Genomic DNA, 1,947 nt, shown 5'->3' with positions numbered 1-1,947 from the left:
TAAATAAAAATGAAGATGCGATAACTTTAATTCAAGATTGGAGTAAAACCGCAAAAAATAAAATTCAAATTTTAGAGAACGACTCAATAAAATCTAAAGAAGCTTTATTCAATATGCAAATCACAACTCGTTCACCGATGGGAGCAATAATCTTTCATACTGGAGGAATATTAGTAAATGACGGTTGGCTAAGAATTTACGGTTCAGGAAGTGAAAAACTAAACAGAAGTATCCCTGAATGGAATAAAGGAAAAACTTTTCAAAATTATGGAGATAAACCAGGTTATTTAATAATCGCAGATGACGCAGTTGGAGGATTTTTCTTACTAAATGGTGGAGATTTAGGAAATGATTTAGGGAAAATTTATTATTTGGCACCAGATAATTTGGAAGCAGAACCATTAGATTTAAGTTATACAGAATTTATTGATTTTTCCTTTAATGGAAATATTGACAGCTTTTATAAAGACTTAAGATGGAATAATTGGGAAAAAGATTTTAAAAACTTGAATACAAATGAAGCATTTATTTTTTACCCTTTCTTGTGGACAAAAGAGGGACGGAATATAAATAAAGTTGAAAAAAGCAAAGCTAATATCGAAGAAGTTTATAAATTCCGAACGCAAAAATTATAACTGCAGACAACAGTGTATTAGCAAAAGCGGGCTTGAATACTCAAATTGGAAATTTGAATATTCTTCGTCGCCACTGCTTTTCTATTCCACGATTTTTTTGTAGTTTAGTTCCATAGAAAAAGCATTGGCTTCAGTTGGTTGAAAATTGAACTTTCAGTTCACTTTTCGCCCGCCTTCACTAATACTTTTTCGTTGTAGGCAATGCACAAAAAAAATGCTTAAAAAATAATGATGAAATTTTTGAATAAAATTAGCTGTAGCTTGACAGAACAAAATACTAAGGAAGCTTTATTTACCAGAATTATATTTATGTCGATGCTTTTTCTAATGACACTAAATAAAACAAAAGCTCAATCATTAGACTCTATAAGAACAGAAAATGTGACGTTCAAAAATGAAGGAGTAACTCTTGCAGGCTCAATCCTAATACCAAAAAAAATGTTTGCTGCAGTTGTTATTGTTCACGGTTCTGATCCAGTAAAAAGAGAAATGGAATTTGCTAAACGCCTCGCCAGAAAAGGCATTGCCGTTTTAACATATGATAAACGAGGAGTTGGAGAATCTGGTGGTGTATATGTGGGACCAACTGTTGGTACGAATAATATTGACACAACAAATCTTAACTTATTAGCGCAAGATGTAAATGTAGCAGTAAATACATTTCAAACTTATTTCAAAGATAAAAAAATATCAATTGGATTAGTTGGATTTAGTCAAGCAGGATGGATTATTCCTATTGTTGCAAGCAAAAACCCTAAAATAGAATTTATGGTTCTTTTTAGTTGCCCTACAATTACAACTTTAGAACAACTTCGATTTCAGTTTTATACTAACGGAAACAATAATTTTTGGGAAAACCACACAGAATTAGACGCTCATGAACATACTATGAATGACCCCGACAAATACCAATTTAAAGCAACTGACCCAAAAGTTTCTCTGAGTACTCTTTCAATTCCAGGACTTTGGCTTTTTGGAGAAAAAGATATACAAATTCCGGTAAAGTTGTGTATAGAACAGTTAAATACATTTAAAGTTCAAGGTAAACCTTTTGAGTACACTTTGTTTACAAATTTGGGACATAATACTTCTTCTGACAAAGATACAGAACCTTTTGACATCTCAGTTCAGTGGATAAAACAGAAAGTATTTAACATCAAAAAAATAAAATAATAAAGCACTGCCTACAACAGTGTATTCGCAAAAGCGGGCTTGAATACTCAAATTGAAAATTTGAATATTCTTCGTTGCCACTGCTTTTCGGTTTCGTTATTTTTTTGTAATTTCACTTCACCGAAAAAGCATTGGCTCA

The 1,947-nt window shown here is 31.8% G+C and carries 2 protein-coding genes; both read left to right on the top strand.

Annotated features, from left to right (window positions below):
- The coding region (locus AC4AGG_RS16215; RefSeq protein WP_489773063.1) for a DUF2625 domain-containing protein at positions 1–635 on the top strand (635 nt) is incomplete at its 5' end.
- A 228-nt stretch (positions 636–863) separates the two neighbouring features.
- The gene (locus AC4AGG_RS16210; RefSeq protein WP_489773062.1) at positions 864–1,808 is read left to right on the top strand and encodes an alpha/beta hydrolase family protein; all 945 of its coding nucleotides are present in this window, start codon (positions 864–866) and stop codon (positions 1,806–1,808) included.
- Positions 1,809–1,947 lie beyond the last annotated feature (139 nt).

This window comes from Chryseobacterium sp. CG10_8 (assembly GCF_058117085.1).
This window is presented reverse-complemented; position numbering and strand designations above follow the sequence as displayed.